The sequence below is a fragment of the Rhodoferax sp. WC2427 genome (assembly GCF_040822085.1).
GTDB lineage: Bacteria > Pseudomonadota > Gammaproteobacteria > Burkholderiales > Burkholderiaceae_C > Rhodoferax_B.
Genome location: NZ_CP162006.1, coordinates 4,518,893 through 4,544,214 on the forward strand (window position 1 = coordinate 4,518,893; position 25,322 = coordinate 4,544,214).

Annotated in this window: 25 protein-coding genes and 1 pseudogene; 11 read left to right on the forward strand and 15 right to left on the reverse strand. The window is 63.9% G+C overall.

Annotated elements, in window-relative coordinates:
- Window positions 1-4: 4 nt before the first annotated feature.
- From AB3G31_RS21070 to AB3G31_RS21085, 4 genes are read right to left on the reverse strand one after another with little or no spacing between them, the layout of a single operon-like run.
- The gene (locus tag AB3G31_RS21070) at window positions 5-274 is read right to left on the reverse strand and encodes an HPr family phosphocarrier protein (protein WP_367847994.1); all 270 of its coding nucleotides are present in this window, start codon (window positions 272-274) and stop codon (window positions 5-7) included.
- Window positions 243-686, reverse strand: coding sequence for a PTS sugar transporter subunit IIA (locus AB3G31_RS21075; RefSeq protein WP_367847995.1), 444 nt, complete (start codon window positions 684-686; stop codon window positions 243-245). Before AB3G31_RS21075 ends, AB3G31_RS21070 begins: the two co-directional genes overlap by 32 nt.
- 28 nt (window positions 687-714) lie before the next feature.
- Complete coding sequence (locus AB3G31_RS21080; RefSeq protein ID WP_367847996.1) at window positions 715-1,233, reverse strand: hypothetical protein; 519 nt, start codon at window positions 1,231-1,233, stop codon at window positions 715-717.
- Window positions 1,230-1,934 (reverse strand): DUF4197 domain-containing protein, encoded by a 705-nt coding sequence (locus AB3G31_RS21085; protein ID WP_367847997.1) that lies wholly within the window; start codon window positions 1,932-1,934, stop codon window positions 1,230-1,232. Before AB3G31_RS21085 ends, AB3G31_RS21080 begins: the two co-directional genes overlap by 4 nt.
- A 14-nt stretch (window positions 1,935-1,948) precedes the next feature.
- Here AB3G31_RS21085 and AB3G31_RS21090 point away from each other — a divergent pair, with 14 nt between their 5' ends.
- The 5 genes from AB3G31_RS21090 to AB3G31_RS21110 all read left to right on the forward strand — a co-directional run bounded on the left by AB3G31_RS21090 (window position 1,949) and on the right by AB3G31_RS21110 (window position 6,546).
- The gene (locus AB3G31_RS21090; RefSeq protein WP_367847998.1) at window positions 1,949-2,452 is read left to right on the forward strand and encodes a TlpA disulfide reductase family protein; all 504 of its coding nucleotides are present in this window, start codon (window positions 1,949-1,951) and stop codon (window positions 2,450-2,452) included.
- A gap of 255 nt (window positions 2,453-2,707) precedes the next feature.
- Window positions 2,708-3,205 (forward strand): GNAT family N-acetyltransferase, encoded by a 498-nt coding sequence (locus AB3G31_RS21095; RefSeq protein WP_367847999.1) that lies wholly within the window; start codon window positions 2,708-2,710, stop codon window positions 3,203-3,205.
- Window positions 3,206-3,277: 72 nt separating this feature from the next.
- Window positions 3,278-3,877 carry a methylamine utilization protein gene (locus tag AB3G31_RS21100; protein WP_367848000.1) on the forward strand — a complete coding sequence of 200 codons (600 nt, stop codon included), beginning with the start codon at window positions 3,278-3,280 and terminating at the stop codon, window positions 3,875-3,877.
- Entirely contained in the window at window positions 3,874-6,249 is a 2,376-nt protein-coding gene (locus tag AB3G31_RS21105; RefSeq protein ID WP_367848001.1) for an EAL domain-containing protein, read from the forward strand. The genes AB3G31_RS21100 and AB3G31_RS21105 overlap by 4 nt, the downstream gene beginning before the upstream one ends.
- Before the next feature lie 75 nt (window positions 6,250-6,324).
- Complete coding sequence (locus tag AB3G31_RS21110; protein WP_367848002.1) at window positions 6,325-6,546, forward strand: hypothetical protein; 222 nt, start codon at window positions 6,325-6,327, stop codon at window positions 6,544-6,546.
- A gap of 71 nt (window positions 6,547-6,617) precedes the next feature.
- On the opposite strand, the gene AB3G31_RS21115 is transcribed toward AB3G31_RS21110, so the two are convergent.
- Window positions 6,618-7,562: a DMT family transporter gene (locus AB3G31_RS21115; protein ID WP_367848003.1), complete on the reverse strand. Its 945-nt coding sequence runs from the start codon at window positions 7,560-7,562 to the stop codon at window positions 6,618-6,620.
- A gap of 87 nt (window positions 7,563-7,649) precedes the next feature.
- Between AB3G31_RS21115 and AB3G31_RS21120 the strand changes: the two genes are divergently transcribed.
- On the forward strand, window positions 7,650-8,276 hold the full coding sequence (locus tag AB3G31_RS21120) for a LysE family translocator (protein ID WP_367848004.1): 627 nt from the start codon (window positions 7,650-7,652) through the stop codon (window positions 8,274-8,276).
- A 133-nt stretch (window positions 8,277-8,409) separates the two neighbouring features.
- Window positions 8,410-9,261, forward strand: coding sequence for a DMT family transporter (locus AB3G31_RS21125; RefSeq protein ID WP_367848005.1), 852 nt, complete (start codon window positions 8,410-8,412; stop codon window positions 9,259-9,261).
- Window positions 9,262-9,266: 5 nt separating this feature from the next.
- On the opposite strand, the gene AB3G31_RS21130 is transcribed toward AB3G31_RS21125, so the two are convergent.
- The 5 genes and pseudogenes from AB3G31_RS21130 to htpG form a co-directional block, all read right to left on the reverse strand.
- The gene (locus tag AB3G31_RS21130; protein WP_367848006.1) at window positions 9,267-9,455 is read right to left on the reverse strand and encodes a hypothetical protein; all 189 of its coding nucleotides are present in this window, start codon (window positions 9,453-9,455) and stop codon (window positions 9,267-9,269) included.
- Window positions 9,456-9,531: 76 nt separating this feature from the next.
- Window positions 9,532-9,878 (reverse strand): annotated as a pseudogene (locus AB3G31_RS21135) (hypothetical protein).
- Window positions 9,868-10,335, reverse strand: a complete 468-nt coding sequence (locus tag AB3G31_RS21140) for an SRPBCC family protein (RefSeq protein ID WP_367848007.1) — start codon at window positions 10,333-10,335, stop codon at window positions 9,868-9,870. Before AB3G31_RS21140 ends, AB3G31_RS21135 begins: the two are co-directional and overlap by 11 nt.
- Before the next feature lie 82 nt (window positions 10,336-10,417).
- Complete coding sequence (locus AB3G31_RS21145) at window positions 10,418-10,918, reverse strand: hypothetical protein (RefSeq protein WP_367848008.1); 501 nt, start codon at window positions 10,916-10,918, stop codon at window positions 10,418-10,420.
- Between the two features lie 261 nt (window positions 10,919-11,179).
- A complete protein-coding gene (htpG, locus tag AB3G31_RS21150; RefSeq protein ID WP_367848009.1) occupies window positions 11,180-13,159 on the reverse strand; it encodes a molecular chaperone HtpG in 1,980 nt (659 codons plus the stop codon).
- Between the two features lie 311 nt (window positions 13,160-13,470).
- Between htpG and aqpZ the strand changes: the two genes are divergently transcribed.
- Window positions 13,471-14,184, forward strand: a complete 714-nt coding sequence (gene aqpZ, locus AB3G31_RS21155; RefSeq protein ID WP_367848010.1) for an aquaporin Z — start codon at window positions 13,471-13,473, stop codon at window positions 14,182-14,184.
- Window positions 14,185-14,286: 102 nt separating this feature from the next.
- On the opposite strand, the gene AB3G31_RS21160 is transcribed toward aqpZ, so the two are convergent.
- The 5 genes from AB3G31_RS21160 to AB3G31_RS21180 form a co-directional block, all read right to left on the reverse strand.
- Window positions 14,287-15,198, reverse strand: a complete 912-nt coding sequence (locus tag AB3G31_RS21160) for a DMT family transporter (RefSeq protein WP_367848011.1) — start codon at window positions 15,196-15,198, stop codon at window positions 14,287-14,289.
- A 64-nt stretch (window positions 15,199-15,262) separates the two neighbouring features.
- A complete protein-coding gene (locus AB3G31_RS21165) occupies window positions 15,263-16,879 on the reverse strand; it encodes an ABC transporter ATP-binding protein (RefSeq protein WP_367848012.1) in 1,617 nt (538 codons plus the stop codon).
- 85 nt (window positions 16,880-16,964) lie between these two features.
- A complete protein-coding gene (locus AB3G31_RS21170) occupies window positions 16,965-17,798 on the reverse strand; it encodes an ABC transporter permease (RefSeq protein ID WP_367848013.1) in 834 nt (277 codons plus the stop codon).
- Between the two features lie 22 nt (window positions 17,799-17,820).
- On the reverse strand, window positions 17,821-18,768 hold the full coding sequence (locus tag AB3G31_RS21175; protein WP_367848014.1) for an ABC transporter permease: 948 nt from the start codon (window positions 18,766-18,768) through the stop codon (window positions 17,821-17,823).
- Window positions 18,769-18,910: 142 nt separating this feature from the next.
- The gene (locus AB3G31_RS21180; protein ID WP_367848015.1) at window positions 18,911-20,473 is read right to left on the reverse strand and encodes an ABC transporter substrate-binding protein; all 1,563 of its coding nucleotides are present in this window, start codon (window positions 20,471-20,473) and stop codon (window positions 18,911-18,913) included.
- 641 nt (window positions 20,474-21,114) lie between these two features.
- On the opposite strand from AB3G31_RS21180, the gene AB3G31_RS21185 reads away from it, so the two are divergent.
- From AB3G31_RS21185 to aldA, 3 genes are all read left to right on the forward strand, one after another.
- Window positions 21,115-22,380 (forward strand): MFS transporter, encoded by a 1,266-nt coding sequence (locus tag AB3G31_RS21185; protein WP_367848016.1) that lies wholly within the window; start codon window positions 21,115-21,117, stop codon window positions 22,378-22,380.
- 97 nt (window positions 22,381-22,477) lie between these two features.
- Window positions 22,478-23,671: a mandelate racemase/muconate lactonizing enzyme family protein gene (locus AB3G31_RS21190; RefSeq protein WP_367848017.1), complete on the forward strand. Its 1,194-nt coding sequence runs from the start codon at window positions 22,478-22,480 to the stop codon at window positions 23,669-23,671.
- 1 nt (window position 23,672) lies between these two features.
- Entirely contained in the window at window positions 23,673-25,091 is a 1,419-nt protein-coding gene (gene aldA, locus AB3G31_RS21195; RefSeq protein ID WP_367850395.1) for an aldehyde dehydrogenase, read from the forward strand.
- Window positions 25,092-25,322: the final 231 nt, after the last annotated feature.

The window sequence follows — 25,322 nt, forward strand, 5'->3', positions numbered from 1 at the left end:
GGCCTTATTGGCCTTCGCCGAACTTGTCGGCGATCAATGCGAGCAGTGCGTCCATGGCTTCCTGCTCCTGGGGGCCGTCGGCGTCGAGCACCACGGTGCTGCCGATACCCGCGGCCAGCATCATCACACCCATGATGCTTTTGGCGTTGACACGGCGCTCGCCCCGGGCGATCCAGATCTCGCAGGGGAAGCTGCCCGCCAGCTTGGTGAGCTTGGCGGACGCGCGGGCATGCAGGCCCAGTTTATTGTTGATGGTCGTGGATATTTGGATCATGCTTCTTGCGGGCCTGGTTCTGGGGTGCGGTGATGGCGACTTGCATGATGCCCTGCGTACCGCCAATCAGCGCGCGGGCCACCAGGGCCTCCAGCGATTCATGCCGGTAGCTGACAGTGCGCAGCAGCATGGGCAGATTGACTCCGGTGATGAGCTTGGATTTGACCCCATCGACCAGCTTTTGCGCCACGTTGCAGGGCGTGGCACCAAACACATCGCTGAGCACCAAAAAATGCCCGGAGCCCTGCTGGTCCATGGCGATACGGGCCATGGCAAAGGTTTCTTCGGGCGAGGTATGGGGTTGTACATCCAGCGCCACCACGCCGCTGGCGCAGTCGGGAAACACGTGCAGCGCACATTCACGCAGGGCGTGGGCCAGCGGGGCGTGGGCAATGATGAGGATGCTATTCATGCGGGCTTAATTATGGGTGCGTACAGGTTCACTCGAATTTCAGACCGGTAAAGAAAGTGTCCGCGACGGCGGTATCTGTTTTATCGGCCAACACCACGGCATTAAACAGGTCTATCCCGTCGGGCTGGATACGGGCAAACCACACGGCCTGGGCACTCACCGGGCGACCGTCGGTGCGCTGACCCTGCACCACCCAGCGCACACCCATCTGGCCGCCAGGGATCTCGAACGGCTGCAGTGGCGGGCTGGCGGCGTGCAGGGTGGCGAGCGTGGCCGTCTGCCAGCCCGCCAGCGCCGCGCTGGCCTGGGTGGCGTCGACCAGGCGCACATGGGAGACAGCGAACGTCGCCCCCGCGGCATCGCAGCCCTGCATGTCCAGCGCCACCATGGCGCCGGCCATGGACACGTCGCGTGTGGCTTTGTCGGGTTTGCAGGGTAGCAACATTTTCAGGGCATGTGCATCGGAACGGGCGGTGCGCCAGTTCAGGGCCGGGCTGCAGGCCACCAGCCCCGCCAAGGCCAGCCAGGCCACGCGATGGAAGGTCAAAACGTGGCACCAAACACTTTTTTGAGCACCGCGCTGCCGGTGCCTACCGGGTCTTGGCGGATAGACTTTTCCTGCTCGCCGATCATGGTGTAGAGCCCGTCCAGGGCTTTACGGGTGATGTAGTCCTGGATCGAAGCGTCTTCTTTTTTCACCAGTCCGAACGCGGCGGCCTTGCCAGCGAACTGGTTGTATTTTTCCGCCGCGCCCACCTTCTCGGTGGATTTGGTGACCACGGGCAGGAACTTGGCGAACAGTGGCTCACGGGTCTTGTCGGCAAAAAAGGTGGTCATGGCGTTGTCGCCGCCGCTGAGGATGTTTTTGGCATCGGTGAAGTTCATGCTCTTGACCGCCCCCACCAGCGCATCCTTGGCCAGCGGCACCGCCGCCTCGGCAGCACGGTTCATGCTGGTGATGAGCTCGTCCACGCGCTGGCCCTGGCCCAGGTCTTTCAGCATCCTGGCCGCGGAATCGAGGTAGCCGGGCAAAGGAATGCGAACTTTTTCATTGCCCAGGAATCCATCTGTCTGACCCAGCAGGCCAACGGCAGCCACGGCAGCCTTTTCCAGCGCAGCTTTCAGGCCCTGGTTGGCCTCTTTGTCGGTCAGGTCGGCCAGCGACAGGGCGTGTACCTGTTGGGCCGTGGCCCCCACCAACAGGCCCAGCGTAGACAGCGCGGCAGAATTAAAATGGCGACGATGCATAGGAACCCCTTGGTATGAAAAAGACACTTGTTGCCGCCAGCGTAGCAGCCCTGCTGGCCCTGGGCTCGGGAGCCTATTATCTGACTGCCAGCAGCGCCAATGCAGCCCCCATGGCCACCTATGTGCTGCTCGATGGCAGCCAGAAGACCACCGCCGACCTCCGGGGCCGCGTCACGCTGGTCAACTTCTGGGCGACCAGCTGCGTCACCTGTGTGGCCGAGATGCCCAAGGTCATCGCCACCTACGACAAATACCACGCCCAGGGCTTCGACACCCTGGCCGTAGCCATGTCCTACGACCCGCCCAGCTATGTCATCAACTACGCGCAAACCCGCAAGCTGCCGTTTGACGTAGCCATCGACAACACCGGTGCCGCCGCCAACGCCTGGGGCCAGGTGCAACTGACCCCGACCACCTTCCTGGTCAACAAGCGCGGCGAAATCGTCAAGCGTTTCGTGGGCGAGCCCGACTTTCCCGAGCTGCACAAACTCATCGAAAAGCTGCTCAAAGAAGCCTAGGCCCAGGCACACCCCCCTCGTATTGGCTTGAAGGGCCCATACGACACAGCCTGGCAAAACCAGTTCTGCGGCGTTTCTGGCGGGCGGGCCTTGTGGCTGAACGGAGCGTCGTTTTATTTCTGATGCGAAATTAGCCTCTTGCGCTTATCTGACAAGCGCAAGCAGCTATTAAAAATAGAGCATCGCCAAATTCTGCCCCCGCAGGCGCGCGACTGTCCTAAACTGGCCATATCGCAGCCCCGCCACCGTACCGCCTTGAACACCCCAGAGATCGCATCCGTTGCTTTGATCACGCCGACCCAGCCTGACGAACTCGATGCCACCCGCGCCATTTTTCAGGAATACGCCGACCAGCTGGGCGTAGACCTGTGTTTCCAGTCGTTTGACACCGAACTGGCCACCCTGCCCGGCGAGTACGCCGCCCCGCGCGGCGCGCTGCTGCTGGCCCTGGTGGATGGCGCGCTGGCCGGTTGCTGCGCCCTGCGCCCCCTGGACAACGTGGACTACGCCAACGCCAGCGAAATGAAGCGCCTGTACGTGCGCCGCGCCTTTCGCGGCTTCGGCCTGGGCCGCCAGCTGGTCGAAGCCACGCTGGATGTGGCCCGGACCCAAGGTTACGACTGCGTGCTGCTCGACACCCTGGTCGAAATGGAAGCCGCCCGCGCCCTCTACGAAGACCTGGGCTTTGCCGAGGTGCCACCCTACTACCACAACCCCATCGCCGGAGCGCACTACCTGAAAGCCGATATATAAGTCGGGCGCCGCGTGCAGCCACCGGTCCCCGTATTACCATCCGCCTACATTTTGTAACTTTCTTGTCTCTCCATGCGCTCTCATTTTTGCCTGACCACCCTGCTGGTTGCAGCCCTGCCGGTGTTGGCGGCCACTGTGCAGGTGGAAGTGCAAGACGGTGCCGGCAAGCCGGTGCCCGATGCCGTGGTGTACCTGGAATCGAAAGATGCGGCCGCGGCCACCAAACCCCTGCAAGGGGCCGAGGTCGCCCAGGCTGCCCGCCAGTTTGACCCGCAGGTGCGCGTGGTCACCGTGGGCACGGCGGTGCAGTTCCCCAACCACGACTCGGTGCGCCACCAGGTGTATTCGTTCTCTGACACCAAGCGCTTCGAGCTCAAGCTCTACGCGGGCACCACGGCCAGCCCGGTGCTGTTCGACAAACCCGGCATCGCCGTGCTGGGCTGCAACATCCACGACAACATGGTTGCCTGGGTCATCGTGGTGCCCACGCCATACTTTGGCCGCAGCGGCCCCGACGGCAAACTCAGCCTGGACAACCTGCCATCGGGCACCTACCGCCTGCGCACCTGGCACACCCGGCTGCCGGTAGGCACGCCCGCGCTGGACCAGGCCCTTCTGGTGCCCGCTACCGGCGCCACGGTGGCCGTGCGGATGGCCGGACTGGCTCCATGAGCTTGCGCCTGTTCCAGCGCCTGAACATGGGAAGCTGGCGGCTGTCCACCCGGATTGTGGTGCTGTCGCTGGTACTGCTGATGCTGCTGCAAATGGCGGTTTTGTTGCTGGTGCACGCCAGCATCGAACGCAACGCGCGCCGCCAGGTGGCCAGCGACCTGGTGGGCGCGGAGCGGGTCTGGAGCAGCCTGGTGGAGCAGAAAATCCAGCGCCTGACACAGGGCGCCGAAGTGCTGGCCACCGACTCCGGTTTCAAGGAAACCGTCACCTCGCTGGACGAAGCCACCATCCGATCGGCCCTGGAAAACTACGGCGAACGCACCGGCTCCGCCGTCACCGCCCTGGTGAACAACAGCCTGAGCCCGATAGCCATCAACGCGGGCACCACCGGCATCCAGGCCGACTTTCTGCAGCAAATCGCCACCCCGCTGCAAAGTGGCAAGCAGGCGGGGCAACTCGCCGTGGTGCAGGGCCATCCCTACCTGTTCGTGATGGTGCCCTTGAAGGCCCCGCTGCAAATCGGCTGGATCCTGATGGGCTTCGCGACCGACAAAACCTTGTCAGAAAACCTGTACAAGCTGTCCAACATCAGTCTGGCGCTGGCGGTGAGCACCGATGGCGGCAAAACCAGCACCATCCCCATCTCCAACCTGCCCGCCGACGCCCTGGCCGACCTGCAAAGGGCCGGTCTGTCGAGCCGTGAATTCAGCAGCCATGCCGACACCCTGCTCATCCGCCACCTGGCCCCCAAGACCATTGGCGGCACCGTGGATGTGCTGCTGGTGCGATCGCTGAACCAGGCCACCGCCCCGTTCCAAGACCTACAAATGATTCTGCTGGGCATCACCGTGCTGGGCCTGCTGCTGTTTGGCCTGGGCAGCGCCTGGACCGCCCGCCGCGTCACCACACCGCTGCGCTCACTGGTCTACAACGCCGAACGCCTGGGCCTGGGCGAGTACGACCAGCCCATCAAACATACCGAACGGCGCGACGAGATCGGCGACCTGGCCAATGCGTTTGACCGCATGCGCAAGAACATCTCCCTCAAGCAGACCGAGATCCAGCAACTGGCCTACTGGGACCGGCTGACCCGGCTGCCCAACCGGGTGCGCTTTCGCGATGCGGTCAAAGAAGCCATTGCCAGCAACCAGGCCGTGGGCAGCCGCGTGCAGATGCCGCTGTCTGTCATCACCCTGAACCTGGACCGCTTCAAGCACGTCAATGACATCCTGGGCTACGCCCTGGGTGACCGCCTGCTGGTCGCCGTGGCCGAGCGCCTGCTGGCACGCATGGACGAAGGGGCCCTGGTGGCCCGGCTGGGCGGCGACGAGTTTTCGGTGCTGCTGCCCCACGCCGATGCCGAGACCGCCATACAGGTCGCGCAGCGCATTGCCACCGCGTTCGAGGCCCCGCTGAGCTTTGACGACCAGACCGTGGACCTGAGCGCCAGCCTGGGCATCGTCTGCTGGCCGCAGCACGCCGCCGATGTCGACACCCTGCTGGGCCGCGCCGAAGTCGCCATGTACGTGGCCAAGCGCAAAACCACCGTGCTGCAGCTGTACGACCCGGCGCTCGACTCCACCAGCAAGCAGACCCTGTCCCTGCTGTCCGAGCTGCGCCATGCGGTGGAACACAACGAACTGCGGCTGTTCTTGCAACCCAAAATCGAACTCTCCACGGGCAACGTCATCGCCGCCGAAGCCCTGGTGCGCTGGCAGCACCCGGTGCGCGGCCTGGTGCCGCCCGACAGCTTCATCCCGTTTGCCGAACAAACCGGCTTTGTGCGCCAACTCACCCTGTGGATGTTCGACGAGGCCGCGCGCCAGTGGGCCGCGCTGCAACTGGCCGACCAGCCCCTGCGCATCTCCGTCAATTTGTCCACCCGCGATCTGCTGGACCCGGACTTCCCGGCCCGGTTGGACGTGCTGCTGGCCAAGCACAGCGTAGCCCCCGAAGGCTTCTGCCTGGAAATCACCGAAAGCGCCATCATGGACGACCCGCTGCGCGCCGAAGGCACGCTCAAGCGCCTGTCCGAACGCGGCTTCCGGCTCAGCATCGACGACTTCGGCACCGGCTATTCGTCGCTGGCCTACCTCAAGCGCCTGCCGGTGGACGAGCTCAAAATCGACAAATCCTTTGTGATGGGCATGGAACGCGACCCGGACGACGCCAAGATCGTGCGCTCCACCATCGACCTGGCCCACAACATGGGCCTGAGCGTGGTGGCCGAAGGCGTGGAAAACATCGAAATCTGGCACCTGCTGCGCGAGCAGCATTGCGACGAAGCCCAGGGCTACTACATGAGCAAACCGCTGCCGGTCGATGCGTTCAAAACCTGGCGCGCGCGCTGGGCCGAACGTGCCGACGTCTGACCTGCGCGGCGTAGCGCAAAATCCCCCCCCAGTGCGGCACCCCGCCGCGCGCAACCCCTGAAAGCCGCCCCACCTATGAACGCCCTCAAACTCGTCGCCATCACCCTCATCGCCGCAGGCGTGCTCGCCCTGGTCTATGGCAGCTTCAGCTACACCAAGGACACCACCGCCGTCAAACTCGGACCGCTGGAGCTGTCGGTGAAAGAAAAGGAAACCGTGAACGTGCCCGTCTGGGCCGGCGTGGGCGCGATTGTGGTGGGCGGTTTGCTGCTGGCCTTTGGCAGCAAAAAGGGTTGATTCCCGGCCTCTTGCTACTAAATTAGTAGCTGCTTGCGCTTACAGAATAAGCGCAAGCAGCCTAAATCACATCAAACCGCAGCGGGCTTGGCCAGTGCCCTTGGCGGGCGGTTGACCAACACGATCCCCGCGCCCACCAGCGCCATCGCCCCCAGCAAGCCCGCCGACAGCGGCTCGCCCAGCCACCAGGCACTGAACAGCAGGGCGAACACGGGGGTCAGAAACACAAACACCGACATCCGCGTGGCCGGGTAGCGGCCCAGCATCCACATCCAGGCCAGATAGCTCACAAAGCCCCCCACGACTGCCTGCAACAGCAGCGAACCCGTGGCAAACCCGCTGAAACGGAAACTCCACGGCTCGCCCAGCACCCACGACACCAGCGGCAGCGTGGCGGCACTGACCCCCACCTGGTAGAGCAGTTGCTTCTCGGGCGGCACCCGGGCAAACGGCGTGGTGCGGATCACCACCGTGGTCAGCCCCCACATCAGCCCGGCCAGCAGGCCCAGCGCGTCGCCGAACCAGCCCAGCGGGTAGGCGCTACCGGCAGGGTGGCCGAACAAGCCCTCGCCCATGGCCAGCGCCAGGCCCGCAAACGCACAGCCCAACCCCAGCCACTGCCCGCCGCGCAAGCGCTCGCCCGGCACAAAGCGCGGCAACAGCAGCGCCACCCAGAACGGCGCACTGTACAAAAACACCGTCAGCCGCGAAGCCAGCGTGTACTCCAGCCCGGCATGGATGCAGGCGAATTCCGCCGCAAACAGCAGCCCGGCCAGCAGCCCGAAGCGCCAGGCGCCCGCCGGTTCCGAGGCAAAGCCCAGCCGCACACCGCGCCAGCGGCACCACAACGCCACCGCCACGCTGGACACCGCAAAGCGCACGCAGGCCTGGAACACCGGCGGCACCTCGGCCATCGTCGCCTTCACCAGCGTCTGCTGGAAACCCCAGAACATGCAGCAGGCCAGTAACAGGGCGATGGCGAGGGGGTCGAGCTGGGTTTTGCGGATGGTGGGCATGCGGGAATTATCGGTGCCGCGCCCGGCGCATAATTTGCCCGCGCCGACGCTTTGCCGTGCGGTTGCGCCACTACCAAAAGGTTATTTATGCCGTCCATCGACACCTGCCTCGCCTTCTTCGCCCTGGTTTTCATGCTGGGTTTTGCACCGGGGCCGGACAATATTTTTGTGATGATGCAGTCGGTCACCCAGGGCCGCAAAGCCGGGCTGGTGGCCATGCTGGGCATGTGCGCAGGGCTGGCGGTGCACACCCTGGCGGTGGCGCTGGGCCTGGCGGCGGTGTTTGCAGCATCCGCCACGGCGTTCACCGTGCTGAAGGTGGTGGGCGCGGTCTACCTGGCGTACCTGGCCTGGCAGGCGTTTCGCGCCCCGGCGGGCACGCTGGCCGCGCCGGTGGAGCAGCAACCCGACCTGCGCCGCATCTTCTTGCGCGGCTGGGTGATGAATCTGACCAACCCGAAAATCGTGTTCTTCTTTCTGGCCCTGCTGCCACAGTTTGTGCACGCCGAGCGCGGCCCCATCGCCACCCAGATCGGTGTGCTGGGCGCCATCTTCATCGCCTCCACGCTGATTACCTTTGGGGCCATCGCCTGGTTCAGCGCCACCGTCAGCACCCGGCTGCGCCGCTCGCCCGCAGCCCAGTTGTGGCTGAACCGCATGGCGGGCACGGTGTTTCTGGGCATGGCGGCGCGCCTGGCCATGGCCGAGCGCTGAACCTGTTGCTACATAAAAAGTAGCTGCTTACGCCCAACAGATAAGCGCAGGCGGTCAAAAAGCCCTAAATACGCCGGGATTGGCAAAAGTCTGGTGGGTAAGATCGCCCATCCCCCGGACTTTGGACACCCCCATGACCCGCACCCGCTCCCTGCTGCTCACGGCCTGTGCCATGCTGGCCTTTGCGGGCAATTCCCTGCTGTGCCGCCTGGCGCTGCGCCACACTGCCATCGATGCCGCCAGCTTCACCAGCGTGCGGCTGGTCGCGGGCGCGCTGACGCTGTGGCTGTTGCTGCAATGGCGCCCAAGCGGCCAGGCTGGCGCGAATAGCCAAGGCAACTGGATTTCCGCCGCGGCCCTGTGCGCGTATGCGGCGGGGTTTTCCTGGGCCTATGTGCACCTTTCGGCGGCGACCGGCGCGCTGCTGCTGTTCGGCGCGGTACAGGCCACCATGGTCGGCCACGGCCTGTGGGCGGGCGAGCGTTTGCGGCCCTTGCAGTCCCTCGGGGTATTGCTCACCCTGGCCGGGCTGCTGGCCTTGCTGCTGCCCGGCCTGGCCGCGCCGCCGCTGGTCAGTGCCCTGCTGATGCTGGGCGCGGGCGTGGCCTGGGGCGTGTACTCCCTGCGGGGCAAGGGCGCGGGCGACCCGCTGGCCGTCACCGCGGGCAACTTTGTGCGTGCCGTGCCCCTGGCGCTGGCCGTGTCGGCGGCCAGCTACACCCACCTGTCGCTGGACACCGCGGGCCTGCTGTACGCCGTGGCCTCGGGCGCACTGGCATCCGGCATTGGCTACGCCATCTGGTACACCGCCTTGCCCACGCTGTCTTCCACCGCAGCGGCCAGCGTGCAACTCAGCGTGCCGGTACTGGCGGCCTTGGGCGGCATCGCATTGTTGGGCGAGTCGGCCAGCCTGCGCCTGGTGCTGGCATCGGTAGCCGTTCTGGGCGGCATCGGGCTGGTGATCTGGCAAAAGCGGCGCGTGTAGGCCGGTTAAGCGTAGTCGCCCACCTCGTAGCGCGTCCCAAAGCCCAGATCTAGCTGCACCGAATAAGCATGCGGCGCGCTGCGCGATAACTCCAGTACCCGGTAGCCGCATTCGGCCAAAGCCTCGCACAGCGCCAGGCCCAGGCCGGTAGAGCCGCCCGTCAACACCGCCAGACGCAATGGTTCAGATGGCATGGATATTGGAGAGTTTTGGGCCGTTTGTGCTTATTCCACCGGCACAAGCAGCTACTTTATACATAGCAAAAATCCGTTACCGGCCTGGCCGTTGCTGGTGCAGCTGCGGCTGTTGCTGCTGCTGCGGGTCGTAGATCACCGTGCCGGGCCCACCCCCACCCCCACCTGCGCGCCACCCACGTTGGTGCTGGTGCCAACCCCCACGCCAGTGCTCACCTGGCCGCGCTGGTTGACCCCCACGCCCACGCCGACCGGCCCCACCCCGGTCCCCAGGCCCAGGTACATGCCGCCCGAGCCGCCGCCGACCCCGATGCTGACACCGGGAAACAGCGGCACGCTGACCCCCACGCCCACCGAGCTGCACCCTCCCAGCAGCACCGACGCGGCCACCACGCCCGACGCCCCCCAACTTTTAAGCCCCATCGGGAATCTCGGGCTCCACCAGTTGCGACAGCATGCCCAGCGACTCCTGCCAGCCCAGGTAGCAAGACTCCACCGGGATCACCGCCGGAATCCCTTCCTGCACGATGTGCAGCTCGGTGCCGCAGGCGACCTGGCGAAACGTCACCGTGACCTGCATCTCGCCCGGCAGATTCGGATCGTCAAAGGTGTCGGTGTAGCGGATTTGGGTGTGCGGCGTGAGTTCGGTGAAGGTGCCGCCAAACGAATGGCTATGGCCGGTGCCAAAGTTGGTGAACGACATGCGAAACTTTCCACCCACCCGCTCTTCCGAGTGGTGGATCTTGGCCGTGAACCCATGCGGCGGTAGCCACTTGACCCGCGCATCGGGATCGAGAAAGGCCCGGTAGACCCGCTCGGCCGGGGCGCGCAGCACGCGGTGGAAGCGCACGGTGCCAGGGGTGGACGTAGAGGTGGTCATGGCGGTCTCCTGCGCAGACTAAACCGCCATTTTGTGGGGAAATAGGAGGGGCTGCTGTAACAATTAACCGCGGCGCCGACCTTCAAGTTTGTAACTTGACCCAGGCGGCAAAGACCAGTGCCGCAAGCCATCCAAGCGCCGACACCCCCAGGGATGCGCGCAAATAAAAGTACTTGCGCTCGTCGATATGGGATCGATCGTGTATCAAGGTGCGGAGCTCGCACAGAAAATCATCTTCCGAGATGGTCGCAGCCCGGTCTAAATAGTCGCGAAGCCCGTAGAGATTGATGCGTATCGAATCCACAACGCCGGGACCACGCCGCAAATTTCTGCTTCCGCGGGGTTTGATCGCAAAAAAAGCCAAGGCGATCGCCACCGCCAGGATAAAACACACCAGAAAACCCGTCCACAGTTTGCACAACACCGCGCCCGATGGAATGGTGCTGTAAATCAAGGCCAGGAGCGCCGTATTGGCCGTGATCACTGCGCCAGCCTTCTGGTCGGCAAACTTGATGTTCTCGTGGATTTGCTGGTTGTTTTGGAACAGCATTTCCACAGTCTGCTTGAAAACACTGGCATCCATCACGCGCCTCCATGCGATGTGCAACGTTAACCTGCGGACGTTTGAGGCTCGCGCTGGGCCCGCATTGCGGCCTTCAAGCGTACATCCACTTCGACTCCAAGGGGTGAAAAAAGTGAGGTGAGCCACCACGGAATGCAAATCCACAAAAAAGCCCCGCCAGTCTCACAACCGCGGGGCTTCTCTATAACAGTGACGCTACGAAATCAGTAGCTGCTTACGCTCATCGAACAAGCGCCAGAGCCACTTTTCGTATAAATCCACTTACACCAGCAAGGCATTCACGCGCTTGACGTAGGCCGCCGGGTCGGCAGGTAAACCGCCTTCGGCCAGCAGCGCCTGGTCGAACAGGATGTGGGCCAGGTCGTTGAAGTGCACCGAGCCCTCCAGTTTCTTGACCAGGGCGTGTTCGGCGTTCACTTCCAGCACGGGCTTGACTTCGGGGGCGGTCTGGCCAGCTTGCTTGAGCATGCGGGCGAGCTGGGTGCTCATGCCGTCGTCTTGCACCACCAGGCAGGCGGGGCTGTCGACCAGGCGGGTGGTGACGCGCACGTCCTCGGCCTTGTCTTTCAGCGCCTCTTTCAGCTTGGCCAGCAGGGGTTTGAAGGTTTCGGCGGCGGCTTCGGCGGCTTTCTTTTCGTCCTCATCCAGCAGCTTGCCCAGGTCGACCGCGCCCTTGGCGACGGACTGCAGCGGGGTGCCGTCAAAGTCTTGCAGGTAGTTCAGCGCCCATTCGTCCACGCGGTCGGTCATCAAGAGCACTTCGATGCCCTTTTTCTTGAAGACTTCGAGCTGCGGGCTGTTCTTGGCGGCGGCGGCGTTGTCGGCGGTGATGTAGTAGATGGCTTCCTGGCCTTCTTTCATGCGTGCCTTGTAGTCGGCCAGCGACACGGTGGTGGTGTCGGTGGTGTTGCTGGCAAATCGCAGCAGCTTGGCCAGGCGGTCGCGGTTGGTAAAGTCTTCGCCCAGGCCTTCTTTGAGGACCGCGCCGAATTCGGCATAGAACTGGCTGTACTTGCCGACCAGGGCCTTGTCTTCGTCGCTGACCACGTCCGTCACGTCGCCGGTGGATTCCGGCAGTGCGTTGTGCTTGGCCAGGTCTTCCAGCATGCCCAAGACGCGCTTGGTGCAGCCTTCGCGGATGGCTTTGACATCGCGGCTCTCTTGCAGCAGCTCGCGGCTCACGTTCAGCGGCAGGTCGGCGGAATCCACCACGCCCTTCACAAAGCGCAGGTAGCTGGGCAGCAGGGCTTCGGCATCGTCCATGATGAAGACGCGCTTCACGTACAGCTTCAGGCCGCCCTTTTTGTCGCGGTTCCACAGGTCTTGCGGGGCCTTGCCGGGCACGTAGAGCAACTGGGTGTATTCGGTGCTGCCTTCCACGCGGTTGTGGGTGTAGGCCAGCGGGGCTTCGAAATCGTGGCTGATCTGCTTGTAGAAGTCGTCGTACTGCTCCTGGCTGATGTCTTTCTTGGCGCGGGCCCAGATGGCGCTGGCCTTGTTGACGGTTTCCCATTCGCCGGTGTTGACCATGCCACCGGGCTGGCGGCCACCGTTTTCGTCTTCAGGATTGATCAGGTCACCGTCTTTCCACTCTTCCTTTTCCATCAGGATGGGCAGGCTGATGTGGTCGGAGTACTTGCCGATGATGGACTTGAGCTTCCAGGCAGAGGCGTAGTCCAGCGCGTCGTCGCGCAGGTGCAGGATCACGCTGGTGCCGCGCTTTTCGCGGGTGATGTTCTCCACTTCGAACGCGTCGCCGCCAGCGGCACCGCCGTCGCTGGACCAACGCACGCCTTCCGTGGCAGGCACACCGGCACGGCGCGACTCCACGGTGATGCGGTCGGCCACGATGAAGCCGGAGTAAAAGCCCACGCCAAACTGGCCGATGAGCTGCGAGTCGGCCTTTTGGTCGCCCGACATCTTGCTGACGAAGTCTTTGGTGCCGCTCTTGGCGATGGTGCCCAGGTTGTCGATGGCTTCCTGCTGCGTGAGGCCGATGCCGTTGTCGGTGATGGTCAGGGTTTTGGCATCTTTGTCGAAGGCCACACGGACTTCGAGGTTGGTGGCGTCCTCGTACAGGGCGGGGTTGGCAATGGCTTCAAAACGCAGTTTGTCGCACGCGTCGGAGGCGTTGGACACCAGCTCGCGCATGAAGATTTCCTTGTTGGAATACAGCGCGTGGGTGACGAGGTGCAGCAGTTGGGCCACTTCGGCCTGGAAGGAAAGCGTTTGCTTGGTCATGTTGGTATGTGTGAATGGTTCTGAAAGAGGTGTCGGCACGCTGCGTTGCCGGGCAACCCTCAATTATGGCCGGGCGGGCTGATTGCAAGGCCCAGGGAGCCTGTTCATGCTCTAAACCTCCAGGAAGGGGCTCGGGTGTCAATGAACTTTGGTATTTGTAAATGGCTATTACAAATTTCCCAGCAAAAAACCGCGAATTGTGTGAATTAGTTGCCCGCGTCACATTCAGCTGCGACGATGATGGCCGCCGCGTGCAGGTTTCGCCCATTGCGGCTGTATGCATGGATTCAATACACATAGGAGTGAACACAATGGATAGCAATCTCAAAAAATGGTCGGCGGAATTCCTCGGCACCTTCTGGCTGACGCTGGGCGGCTGCGGCAGTGCCGTGCTGGCCGCCGCCTTTCCGGGCGTGGGCATCGGCCTGTTGGGCGTGTCGCTGGCCTTTGGCCTGACGGTGGTGACGGGCGCGTACGCGCTGGGCCCCATCTCCGGCGGCCACTTCAACCCCGCGGTGTCGATCGGCCTGGCGGTGGGCAAGCGCTTCCCCGCCAGCGGCCTGCCGGGTTACATCATTGCGCAGGTGCTGGGCGCGTGCGCAGCGGCATTTGTGCTGTACCTGATCGTGTCGGGCAAGGCCGACTTTGATGCGGCCAAGGCCTTCACCGGCGCGGGCGCATTTGCCACCAACGGCTTTGGTGCCCACTCGCCTGGCGGTTTCAGCATGATGTCGGTGCTGATCACCGAGGTGGTCATGACCGCCATCTTCCTGGTCGTGATCTTGGGCTCTACCGCCAAGCGCGCTGCCGGTGCCTTTGGCGGCCTGAGCATCGGCCTGTGCCTGACGCTGATCCACCTGGTGTCCATCCCCGTGTCCAACACCTCAGTCAACCCCGCCCGCAGCACCGGCCCCGCGCTGTTCGTGCCCGGCGCCATGGGCGACCTGTGGCTGTTCTGGGTGGCCCCCATCGTCGGCGCCATCCTCGGTGCCGTCATTTACAACGTGCTCTTGAGCGACGACTAAGTTATGTGCTTTTCAGGCTGCTTGCGCTTATGGAATGGGCGAGAGCAGCTATAAAAAGCATAGCCTTCACCAAGCCGCGACCTGTCGCGGCTTTTTTGTGGGTCAGGGCTTGTGGGCCGCGCGCAGGGCCACCAGCCCGGCGGCCACCACGATGCCCCCGCCCAGTACCGTGGTGGCGCGTGGCACCTCGTGGAAGAACACATAGCCCCAGGTGGGGGCCCATAGCATGCCGGTGTACTCGAACGGCGTGACGATGCTGGCCCGGGCCATGCGGTAGGCGCTGGTAAGAAACAAGGTGCCCACGGCGGCCACCACGCCGCACACCGCCATCAGCGAACCGTCCAGCAGCGTGGGCGGCACCCAGGGTCGCACCAGGAACGACAGGCTGGGATGCTCGGCCCGCACAATGCCCAGCTGGTGCAGCACCAGGGCGGTGGCCAGGGCCCCCAGCAGGAAAAATGCATTCTGGTGGAATGACATCACCGACGCAGCCTGGGTGGTGCCCAGCCGCCGTGCCATCAGCATGGAGCTGCCGTACATGGCCGCCGACAGCAAAGACAGCAGCGCAGCGGGCTCGAACAGGCCGCTGCCGGGCTGCAGCATCACCATCACCCCGGCAAAGCCCACCACCACCGCCAGCCAAACCTTCCAACCCGACTTCTCGCCCAGAAACGGCCCGGCCAGCGCGGTGACGAACAAGGGCACGGTGAAATACAGCGCCACCGCGTCGGCCAGCGGCAGCGCCGGAAACGCCATGTAGTAGGCCGTGTACGAAATGAACAGGATCAGCGCGCGCAGCGCCAGCACACCCCAGCGCGGGGTGAACAGCGCCCGCCAGCCCACCTCGCGCTGCACCAGGGCCCACAGCACCGGCACCCCGACGAGCGAGCGGATGGCCACCACCTCGGTCAGGGGGTAGGCGCCGCTGACCTGCTTGATGATCGCGTCCTGCAGCGAGAACACCAGCACACCCAGGCACAGACACACAATGCCGCGCACGGTTTGGTTTTGCATAGGGGGGCGAATGAAAACAGGGCCGAACCCGAAAGCCCGGCCCCCGGGGTCTACAGCCTGCGGGTCAGGCCGCCACGGCCAGGCGTTCGGCCAGCACGCCGTCGAGCCAGTCCACCCGCATTTCCGGCACCGCGGTGATCAGCTTGCGGGTGTAGGGATGCTCGGGGTTGTGGAAGATCTTGTCGGTCGCATCAAATGCCACAAACTGGCCCTGCAGCATCACCGCCGTGCGGTGGGCGATGCGGTGCACAACATCCAGGTCGTGGGTGATCAGCACGTACGACAGGCCCAGCTCGGACTGCAGCTTGCGCAGCAGCTTGAGGATTTCCTCGGCCACCAGCGGGTCGAGTGCCGAGGTGGGCTCGTCCAGGATGATCAACTCCGGCTTGGCAGCCAGGGCGCGGGCAATGCACACGCGCTGCTTTTGCCCGCCCGAGAGCTGGCCGGGGCGGCGCTGCAAAAACTCCACCGGCAGCTCCACCAGCGCCATCAGCTCCTTGGCGCGCTCCAGCACGGCCTGGCGGCCCAGGCCAAAGTAGAACTGCACCGGGCGGCCCACGATGTCGAGCAGGTTGTGCCGCGGGTTGATGGCCACGTCGGGGATCTGGTAGACCAGCTGGATACGGCGCTTGAGCTCTTTGTCGCGGGCCTTGAGGGCGCGTGGCAAGGCCTTGCCCTGGAAGATGATTTCGCCGCTTTTGGGCGGCAAGAGGCCGGTGACGATGCGCGCCAGGGTAGATTTGCCCGAGCCGGATTCGCCCACCACGGCCACGGTTTCACCGCCTTTGACATCCAGCGACACGCCCTTGACCACATGGAAATCGCCGTAATAGGCCTGGCAGTCCTTGATGGACAGCACGGTCTCGGGCTTGACGGTGGCCTCGTTGGCACGCTCACTGGCCGCGGCCCCGCGCACGGCCACCAGCCGGGCGGTGTAGTCCTGGTTGGCGTGGGTGAGGATTTGCTGGGTTTCGCCTTCTTCCACTTCCTTGCCGTGGCGCAACACCTTGATGCGGTCGGCCACCTGGGCCACCACGGCCAGGTCATGGGTGATGTAGAGCGCGGCGGTGTGGTACTGCTTGATCAGGGACTTGAGCAGGATCAGCACCTCGATCTGGGTGGTCACGTCGAGTGCGGTGGTGGGCTCGTCCAGCACCAGCACATCGGGGCGGCACGACATGGCCATGGCCGCCATGGCGCGCTGCAACTGCCCGCCCGAGGCCTGGTGCGGGTAGCGCGCGCCAAAGGTGTCGGGGTTGGGCAGGTCCAGCGACTTGAAGAGCTGGCGCGCCCAGGCCTCGGCCTCGGTGCGGGTCATCAGCTTGTGCAGCAGCGGCGCTTCGCATACCTGGTCCATCAGGGTGTGCACCGGGTTGAAGGCAGCCGAGGCCGACTGGGCGATGTAGGCCACGCGTTTGCCGCGCACGCTGCGCCGTCCTTCGGCGTTGAGGGCGCGGATGTTCACGCCGTCCAGAATGATTTCGCCGCCGGCAATGTGCACCCCGGCACGGGCGTAGCACATGCTGGACAGGCCGATGGTGGATTTACCCGCCCCGCTCTCGCCAATCAGGCCCAAGACCTCGCCCTTGCGCAGGTTCAGGTCGACGTTGTCCACGATGGCGGCGCCCGCCATGCTCTCCAGGCGCAGCCCTTTGATTTGCAGAATGATTTGCTTGTCCATGGTCGTATTTCCTTTGGGACCTGTGCAGCGCCCGTGTGGCGGGGCCGCAAGCCCGGTACACGGGCGCTGCGCAGGTCAGTCTTAATTACAGTTCGGCCTGTGCGCCGGAGGGGCGCGCGTCCATGGACAACATCCAGTCCACCACCAGGTTCACCGACACGGTGAGCAGTGCAATGGTGGCGGCCGGGTAGATCGGGGCCATCATCCCGAAGTTGATGGCGGCGGCGTTTTCACGCACCATGCCGCCCAGGTCGGCATACGGCGGCTGGATGCCCAGGCCCAGGAACGACAGGCCGGCGATGAACAGAAAATTGAAGCAAAAGCGCAGGCCAAACTCCGACACCAGCGGTGCCCAGGCGTTGGGCAAAATTTCGCGGCTGATGATCCACCACAGGCCTTCGCCGCGCAGGCGGGCCGCCTCCACGTACTCCATTACCGACAGGTTCATGCCCAGCGCCCGCGACAGCCGGAACACGCGGGTGGAGTCCAGCACGGCGATGGTCAGGATCAGCACCGGGATGCTGGAGCCAAACACGCCCAGCACGATGAGCGCAAAGATCAGGCCCGGGATCGACAGCATCACATCCACCAGGCGGCTGAAGAACACGTCCACCCAGCCCCCCACCACCGCGCTGATGAAGCCCAGCACGATGCCGATAAAGAACGACAGCAACGTGATGGCCAATGCCACGCCAATCGTCATGCGGGTGCCATACAGAATGCGGGTGAACATATCGCGCCCGATCTGGTCGCCGCCCAGCCACATGGTCTTGGAGGGCTCGGCCCAGGTCTCGCCGATGTTGGCCGACTGCGCATACGGCGCCAGCCAAGGCGTGAACAGGGACACAAAGATGAAGATCGCCACCACCGTCAGGCCGAACCAGGCCGACAGGGTGGGTTTTTGTCCGAAGAGTTTCATGGGGTTCTCGTCTCTATTCTGGTTAGCGTTTGTGGCGCAGGCGGGGATTGACCAAAATCACCAAAATGTCGGCCACGGTATTGAGCAGCACAAACACCATGGCAAACACCAGGCCGCAGGCCTGGATCACCGGCACGTCGCGCTTGGACACGGCATCCACCATCAGCTGCCCCAGGCCGGGGTAGACAAACACCGCCTCGATCACCACCACCCCCACCACCAGGTAGGCCAGGTTCAGGGCGATCACGGTGATGATGGGTGCAGCCGCATTGGGCAGGGCGTGGCGGGTGATGACGCGCCCGCGTTTGGCCCCCTTGAGAAAGGCCATTTCAATGTAGGGCGTGGACATCACCGACAGCACCGAACTGCGCGTCATGCGCAGCATGTGCGCGGCCACCAGCAGCGTGAGGGTGATGGCGGGCAGCGTCGTCTGGTAGACGCGCTCGGTAAACGGCATGCCCTTGAACACCGTGGACAGTGACGGGAACCAGTCCACATTCACCGAGAAAAAGATGATCAGCAAATAGGCAATGAAGAACTCGGGAAACGAGATGGCGATCAGCGACAGGATGTTGGCCAGCTTGTCCGAGATCTTGCCTTCGTTGATGGCCGAAAACACCCCCAGGCCCACGGCCACCGGAATCGCGATCAGCGCGGCATACCCGGCCAGGAACATGGTGTTGCCCAGGCGCGGCAAAATTTCGTCGACGATTACGCGCTTGTTGGTCAGCGCAATGCCCAGGTCGCCATGCAGCACCCCGGTCAGCCAATGCCAGTAACGCAGGTAAGACGGGATGTCATAGCCCAGCTCCTTGCGGAAGATGACCAGTGCCTCGGGCGTAGCCCCCTGGCCCAGCACTGCCGAAGCCACGTCGCCCGGCAAAATTTCGGTGCACACAAAGATCAACACCGACACGGCCAACAGTGTCAGCACGCCTAAAAAAAAGCGGTTAAATATCAATTTCGCCATAGCAATTTCCGAGTGGACGGGAGGGCAACACGGGCGGTTGACCCAAAAAAAGCGGAGTGGGGACACGCCCCACCCCGCTAGCGACAGAGCACACGCCTCCGCCTACGCGGAAAGCGCTTGCGCCGTAGCCTGGGAGTGCGCTTTAGATAAACCAGCCTTTTTCGGCGATACGGTCATCGGCCAGGTCGTAACGGCCAGAGACGGTCAAACCGCCCAGCTTGGCGTTGTACGCATCGATGTAGTCCTGCACCGCAAAACACACCATGCCGGCGTTTTCGCTGATCAGCTCCTGGCAACGTGCGTACATTTGCGCGCGCTTGGGCTGGTCCAGTTCCACCCGGGCGGCCACCAGCAACTTCTCGAACTCGGGGTTGTTGAAGTGGGTGTCGTTCCAGGTGGTGTTGGCCTTGAAGGTGCTGGTCAACTGGTTGTCGATGGTCGGGCGGTTGCCCCAGTACACCGCGCAGAAGGGTTGCTTGAGCCACACGTTGTCCCAGTAGCCGTCGCCCGAGACGCGCTTCAGGTCCAGCTGGATACCGGCCTTGGACAGCGATTCCTGGAACACCTGGCCGCTGTCGGTAGCACCCGAGAAGGCACCTTCCGAGACTTGCAACTCCACCGGTCCGGCAATGTTGGCCTTCTTGAAGAAGAACTTGGCCTTGTCGGGATCGTAGGCGTGCAGCTTTTGCTTGGGGTCGTAGTACTTCATCTTCGCGCCCACGGTGTGGTCGTTGCCGATGGAGGCGTAGCCCGAGAACACGTTGTCCACGATCTTCTTGCGGTCGATACCGAACTTCAGCGCCATCATCAGGTCCGGGTTGCTGAAGGGCGACTTGTCGGTGTGCGCGACAAACGCAAACCGGTTACCGGCACCGGGCGTGCGCGACAGCTTGATGCCCTTGCTCTTGGCCAGCAGGCCGGCGGTCTTGGGGTCCACGCGGTTGATCACGTCCACCTGGCCGGTCACCAGTGCCTGGGTGCGGGCAGCGGCATCGCCGATGTAGCGCAGTTCCACGCGGTCAAAGTTGCCGCGGTTGGGCTTCCAGTAGTTGCCGGGCTTGCGCTTGAAGGTCGCGCGCACGCCGGGCTGGAACTCTTCCAGCAGATAGGCACCGGTGCCATCGGGCTTGCTGAAATCGGTTGTGCCATTGGGCACGACGATGATGTGGTAATCGCTCAGGTTATATGGCAAATCCAGGTTGCCATTGGTCATCAAAATCTGGATTTGCGTAGGCGAGAGTTTCTTGATTTCCTTGATATCGGCCAGCAGGGCTTTGGCGGGCGATTTGGTTTCGCCGCGGTGCATATTGATCGAGTAAATGACATCGTCGGCATCCAGTGTTTTGCCAGATGCAAAGGTAATGCCTTTACGGATATTGAAAATCCAGTCGGCGGCACCGGGTTTGACTTCCCAGTTTTCAAACAGCTCACCGGTGGCGTCGCCGTTGTCGGCCACTTCGACCAGGTTGTTCCAGAGCATCAGGCTGATGTTGATCATCACCGAGTCGGCATAGGTGCGGGGGTCAAAGCTGTCCGAAGCCGAGCCGCCTTCCACTCCCATGCGCAGGGTTCCGCCCTTTTTTGGTGCACCTTGGGCCATGGCAGGCATGGCGCCGAAAGTCGCTGACAGACCGAAAGCGGCGGCCCCCGTGATGAGCTGGCGGCGGTCCAAAATGATGCCGGATTCTGGATGGATGTCGTTCATGGGCATATCAAAAATTCCTTCAAAGTCGATGGATAGGGGTCCGCTGGAGAGGCCTGAAAATCATGCAACTACCCCAAGAGCAAAGTAGCTTTGCACTCACCGACCATCATAGGGTGGGATTTTTTTCTTGTATCGGTATATGCGCTTATTCGGCCGAATGATTTTCAAAGTGCGATTCAAATATTTTTGGGACTTCAAGTACGTAAATGCACTTGCGTCGCAGCACCATCAATTAGTGTCGGATTTCAGCTAGCCCCATCAAGTCAGCCTGCTATGAAGTGCCTGCCAGCCAGCGCTCGGTGCAAAGTACGCCCATGCGGCGGCTGGTTTTTGAAAGGGCTAATTATTCCGACCTCCCAGGCCGCCCAAAACGGGTTTTCGGGCAGACCCGCAACGCCGACTCCGGTGCTTGCGCCGTCCGTCCATCCGGGCCCCCGCCAGCATTCCAAACCAGCGCCATACGCCGCGCAATGGCGTTGCCGTGGGCCCCGTGCGCGGCATGCCAACCCCCGAATCGGTGCAGACCGACAGCGCTGGCACGGCTGCTTTTGCACGCGGATGGTGCAGTACATCCGAACCCTGCGGTCACCGGTCCGTGTTAACTTCCAGCAGCAGCTTTCGTCCCACACAAGGAACCCCTCTTGCGCAACATACTCATCCCCCTGGCCTCCTTACTCAGCGGCGTGGGCATGCTGGTGGTCGGCACCGGTTTGCTGTTTGCGGCCATTGGTGCGCAGGCCAGTTCGGCCCATTTTTCGGCCCTGGTGACGGGCCTGATCAACTCGGCCTATTTCGCGGGCTTTGTATTTGGCTCCTTTGCCTGCCCCGTCATCATCCGCCGCGTCGGCCACATCCGGGCCTTTGCCTCCATGGCCACGGTGGCCTCGGCCCTGCCCATCCTGCACGCCCTGTGGACCAACCCCTGGGCCTGGGGCACGCTGCGCTTCATCACCGGCATGTGCTTGCTGGGCCTGTACATCGTGGTGGAGAGCTGGCTCAACGTGGTGGCCACCAGCCAGCAGCGCGGCAAGGTGTTTGCCATCTACATGGCCGTGTGCGGGGTCACGCTGGCGCTGGGCCAGTGGCTGATCTTGCTAGGCGACCGCCACGGCTTTGTGCCGTTTGCATTGGTGTCCATCCTGTTTTCATTCGCCATGCTGCCCATCACCCTGACCCCGGTGAACGAGCCCGAGCCCACCGATGCGCCCAAGCTGGGTTTGCTGGAGCTGTTTGTGATCTCGCCGATCGGCGTGATCGCGGTGTTTGGCGCGGGCCTGCTCAACGGGGCCTTCTACAGCCTGGGCACGGTGTTTGCCCAGGGCGTGGGCTTCAGCGAAGCCGGTAGCGCCACCTTCATGGCCGCCACCATCCTGGGCGGCGCGGTGTTCCAGTGGCCGGTGGGCCATTTGTCGGACCGGCATGACCGCCGCCGCGTGCTGTTTCTGGTCTGCGCCCTGAGCGCGGCGGTGGCGGTGGCGGGCTACTTCATGGCCGAGGGCAACGAGACGCTGCTGATCGGCCTGGGCGTGGTGTACGGCGGCCTGTCGTTTGCCATCTATGGCCTGAGCGTGGCCCATGTGAACGACCTGATCGACCCCTCGCGGGTGCTGGAAGTGACCGGCGGCCTGCTGCTGCTGTACGGCATAGGCTCCACGGTGGGCCCCGTGCTGGGGGGTGGCATGATGGACTGGATGGGGCCTGCCGCCTTGATGCTGTATTTCGCCGGTGCGCTGGCCGTGCTGGTGCTGGCCATCTGGCGCTACAGCCTGCACACCACGCCGCATGCCGATGCGCATGCCGTCAAATCCGACTACGTGGTCATGGGCAGCGGCTCGCAGGCAGTGCTGCAGATGGACCCGCGCCGGACCGCCGGGACCCACACCAGCCCCGCGGACCTCGGACCGTAGCAGCCAATCAATTATTCGGATTGATCTTGCGGCGGGCCGAAGTGGATAGTACGGGGCGGCCCTAAACTTTCGGCTCATTCCAGACCCCGGAGCCCGCATGCAACTCGAATCCATCCAGACCTTCGTGGTGGCCAACCCGCCGCCCAGCTTTGGCGGCCGCTACTTTGTGTTCGTCAAGCTGCGCACCCGCTGCGGCATCGAAGGCATTGGCGAGGCCTATACCGCCACCTTCGGCCCCCAGGTGGTAGCGGCCATGGCCGAAGACCTGTTTGCCCGCGTGTTCCAGGGTGAAGACCCGATGCAGACCGAAACCCTGTGGCGGCGCGCCTATGGCGAAGGCTTCTCGCTGCGGCCCGACATCTCGCTGATGGGCGTGCTCAGCGCGCTGGAGATGGCCTGCTGGGACATCACCGGCAAGGCGCTGGGGCAGCCCGTGTACAAGCTGCTGGGCGGCCTGGTGAACCCACGCCTGCGCAGCTACACCTACCTGTACCCCGACGCCAACGAAGACGAATCTTTCTACGGTGACCCCGACCGCTCCGCCGAGCGCGCCGCCCGCTATGTGGAAGAAGGCTTTACCGCGGTGAAGTTCGACCCGGTGGGCGGCTACTCGGTGTTCGACCCGCGCCAGCCCACGCTGGAGCGCATGGACATGTCGGAGCGCTTCTGCGCCCGCATCCGCGAAGCCGTGGGCGACAAGGCCGATTTGCTGTTTGGCACCCACGGCCAGTTCACCGTGTCGGGGGCCAAGCGCCTGGCGCGCCGCCTGGAGCCCTACAACCCGCTGTGGTTTGAAGAGCCCACCCCGCCCGAGCGCCCGGAGGCGATGGCCGAGGTGGCGCGCTACACCTGCATCCCGGTAGCCACCGGCGAGCGCCTGTGCACCAAGTACGAATTTGCCCGGGTGCTGGAAACCGGCGCGGCCACCATCCTGCAGCCCAACCTGGGCCGCGTCGGCGGCATTCTGGAGGCCAAGAAGATTGCCGGTATGGCCGAAGCCCACTACGCCCAGATCGCCCCGCACCTGTACTGCGGCCCCATCGTGGCGGCGGCCAACATCCAGCTGGCGGCGTGCATTCCCAACTTTTTGATCCTGGAAAGCATCCAGCAGTTTGGCGGCTTCCACGCGCAGCTATTGAAGAAGCCGTTGCAGTGGGAAGGCGGCTACGTCATCCCCAGCAAGGAACCCGGCCTGGGCGTGGAACTCAACGAAGCCGTGGCCCTGGCCCACCCCTATGACAGCAAGCGCCTGCACCTCGACATGGCGCAGCACCCACTCGGTTACTTTTGACATGCACATCTACCTGAACTTCATCCACAACCAGTGGGTCGCCGGTACCGGCAGCCTGACCGTCACCAACCCTGCCACCGGGGACACCGTGGGCCAGGTCAGCGCCGCCAGTGCCGTCCAGGCCCTGGCGGCCTGCGACGCTGCCGCGGCGGCCCAGCGCGGCTGGCGCAAGCTCACCAGCATCGAGCGCGGCAACCACCTGCGCGCTCTGGCCGATGCCCTGGTAGCCCGCAAATCCGCCATCGGCCAGGCCTTGGCGCTGGAGTCGGGCAAGAGCCTGGAAGACGCCGAGAACGAAGCCGTCTACGCCGCCGACATCACCCGTTACCACGCCGAATGGGCGCGCCGCATCGAGGGCGAAATCATCCCCAGCGACAGCCCCGGCGAGAACCTCATGCTGCACCGCGAACCCATGGGCGTGGTGGCCTGCCTGATCCCGTTCAACTACCCCGTCTACACCCTGCTGCGCAAGATCGCACCGGCGCTGATCACCGGCAACACCGTGGTGGTGCGCCCCAGCAACCACACGCCCTGCTCGGCCTTCGAGATCGCCCAGGCGGTATTGGACGCAGGCCTACCCCCCGGCGTGGTCAACATCCTGGCCATGGGCCACGCCGAGGCCGAAGTGCTGTGCACCCACCCCAAGGTGGCCATGATCACGCTCACCGGCAGCGTGGGCGCGGGCCAGCGCGTGCTGGACTATTCGCGCGTCAATATCGCCAAGGTGTCGCTGGAGCTGGGCGGCAAAACCCCGGCCATCGTGGCGGCCGATGCCGACCTGGAGCAAGCCGCCAGCGACATCGTGCGCTCCAAAACCACCCACTGCGGCCAGCTCTGCACCGCGGTGGAACGGGTCTACGTGCAAGAGGCCGTGCACGACGCACTGGTCGCCAAGCTCAAAGCCAAGCTCGGCGCCCACGCCCATGGCAACCGCGCCGAACAGCCCCAGCGCATGGGCCCGCTGGTCAGCGCCGCCGCACGCCAGGGCATCCACGCCATGGTGGAGCGCGCGCTGCAGGCCGGTGCCCAGCTGGAATGCGGCGGCAGCATCCCCAGCGGCCCCGGCTACTTCTACCCGCCCACCCTGCTCACCCAGGTGCGGCAGGACATGGAAATCGTGCAGGAAGAAGTCTTCGGCCCAGTGCTGTGCGTGCTGCCCTACACCACGCTGGACCACGCCCTGGCCCTGGCCAACGACCACCAGTTCGGCCTGGCCTCGGTGCTGTACACGGCCGACTACCGCAGCGTGATGCAGGCCAGCAACGAGATTGAAGCCGGAGAGCTCTACATCAACCGCACCCCCGCCGACCCCTACCAGGGCTACCACGCAGGCTGGAAGCGCTCCGGCCTGGGCGGCGACGACGGCAAGCACGGCATGCTGGAATTCACCCAGACCCGTTTGGTGGTCATGAAGTTTTAAAAGAAATCGGCCTCTCGCGCCCATTCCATCGGCGTAAGAAGCTATCAAAACAATAGTAAGGCGACTCTGAATAAGTCCCCGCGAGGCGGCGCGCCCTGGATCGGGATGGGATGCAAGGCGCAAACCGCAGACATAGCTTGGGCTATGGCGAGGATTTGCAACGCCGCAGACCGCCCGAGGCCAGGGATGCGCGGACCGCGAGGGACTTGTTCAGCATTGCCTTAACCCCAC

Excerpts from the sequence above, each read along its gene's own strand:
- AB3G31_RS21165 (WP_367848012.1), bottom strand. The coding sequence starts at position 16,879 with ATGGACAAGCAAATCATTCTGCAAATCAAAGGGCTGCGCCTGGAGAGC.
- AB3G31_RS21125 (WP_367848005.1), top strand. The coding sequence starts at position 8,410 with ATGACCCGCACCCGCTCCCTGCTGCTCACGGCCTGTGCCATGCTGGCC.
- AB3G31_RS21175 (WP_367848014.1), bottom strand. The coding sequence starts at position 18,768 with ATGGCGAAATTGATATTTAACCGCTTTTTTTTAGGCGTGCTGACACTG.
- AB3G31_RS21145 (WP_367848008.1), bottom strand. The coding sequence starts at position 10,918 with ATGGATGCCAGTGTTTTCAAGCAGACTGTGGAAATGCTGTTCCAAAAC.
- AB3G31_RS21115 (WP_367848003.1), bottom strand. The coding sequence starts at position 7,562 with ATGCCCACCATCCGCAAAACCCAGCTCGACCCCCTCGCCATCGCCCTG.
- AB3G31_RS21105 (WP_367848001.1), top strand. The coding sequence starts at position 3,874 with ATGAGCTTGCGCCTGTTCCAGCGCCTGAACATGGGAAGCTGGCGGCTG.
- aqpZ (WP_367848010.1), top strand. The coding sequence starts at position 13,471 with ATGGATAGCAATCTCAAAAAATGGTCGGCGGAATTCCTCGGCACCTTC.
- AB3G31_RS21180 (WP_367848015.1), bottom strand. The coding sequence starts at position 20,473 with ATGAACGACATCCATCCAGAATCCGGCATCATTTTGGACCGCCGCCAG.
- htpG (WP_367848009.1), bottom strand. The coding sequence starts at position 13,159 with ATGACCAAGCAAACGCTTTCCTTCCAGGCCGAAGTGGCCCAACTGCTG.
- AB3G31_RS21070 (WP_367847994.1), bottom strand. The coding sequence starts at position 274 with ATGATCCAAATATCCACGACCATCAACAATAAACTGGGCCTGCATGCC.
- AB3G31_RS21140 (WP_367848007.1), bottom strand. The coding sequence starts at position 10,335 with ATGACCACCTCTACGTCCACCCCTGGCACCGTGCGCTTCCACCGCGTG.
- AB3G31_RS21190 (WP_367848017.1), top strand. The coding sequence starts at position 22,478 with ATGCAACTCGAATCCATCCAGACCTTCGTGGTGGCCAACCCGCCGCCC.
- AB3G31_RS21170 (WP_367848013.1), bottom strand. The coding sequence starts at position 17,798 with ATGAAACTCTTCGGACAAAAACCCACCCTGTCGGCCTGGTTCGGCCTG.
- AB3G31_RS21160 (WP_367848011.1), bottom strand. The coding sequence starts at position 15,198 with ATGCAAAACCAAACCGTGCGCGGCATTGTGTGTCTGTGCCTGGGTGTG.
- AB3G31_RS21100 (WP_367848000.1), top strand. The coding sequence starts at position 3,278 with ATGCGCTCTCATTTTTGCCTGACCACCCTGCTGGTTGCAGCCCTGCCG.
- AB3G31_RS21090 (WP_367847998.1), top strand. The coding sequence starts at position 1,949 with ATGAAAAAGACACTTGTTGCCGCCAGCGTAGCAGCCCTGCTGGCCCTG.
- AB3G31_RS21085 (WP_367847997.1), bottom strand. The coding sequence starts at position 1,934 with ATGCATCGTCGCCATTTTAATTCTGCCGCGCTGTCTACGCTGGGCCTG.
- AB3G31_RS21120 (WP_367848004.1), top strand. The coding sequence starts at position 7,650 with ATGCCGTCCATCGACACCTGCCTCGCCTTCTTCGCCCTGGTTTTCATG.
- aldA (WP_367850395.1), top strand. The coding sequence starts at position 23,673 with ATGCACATCTACCTGAACTTCATCCACAACCAGTGGGTCGCCGGTACC.
- AB3G31_RS21130 (WP_367848006.1), bottom strand. The coding sequence starts at position 9,455 with ATGCCATCTGAACCATTGCGTCTGGCGGTGTTGACGGGCGGCTCTACC.
- AB3G31_RS21110 (WP_367848002.1), top strand. The coding sequence starts at position 6,325 with ATGAACGCCCTCAAACTCGTCGCCATCACCCTCATCGCCGCAGGCGTG.
- AB3G31_RS21075 (WP_367847995.1), bottom strand. The coding sequence starts at position 686 with ATGAATAGCATCCTCATCATTGCCCACGCCCCGCTGGCCCACGCCCTG.